Below are 234 nucleotides of genomic sequence, written 5' to 3' on the forward strand. Positions count from 1 at the left end.
GCCCAGGCCCCAGGATTTGTGTTGCAGGTCATTGGCCAGCACCTGGTCCTGGGCCGAGCCATTGCTGGTGGTCGCGACGTTGCTGGCGGCCACTGCGGGCGCACCGCCCAGGTCCACTTCCAGGGTTTGTGGCGGGTAGCACAGGCCGGCGTCGGCGCAGCCTTGCCAGCCCAGCTTGACCTTGCCGCTGGCGGCGGCCGGCAGCTTAACTTCCAGGCCCTGGCGATACACCGT

Annotated in this window: 1 protein-coding gene; it reads right to left on the reverse strand. The window is 68.8% G+C overall.

Annotated elements, in window-relative coordinates:
• Positions 1-234, reverse strand: a 234-nt coding sequence (locus tag F6S12_RS33540; protein ID WP_315870085.1) for a protein-disulfide reductase DsbD domain-containing protein, incomplete at both ends; no start/stop codon positions are given.

It is taken from the genome of Pseudomonas sp. JV245A (assembly GCF_032424515.1).
Classification (GTDB): Bacteria; Pseudomonadota; Gammaproteobacteria; order Pseudomonadales; family Pseudomonadaceae; genus Aquipseudomonas; species Aquipseudomonas protegens.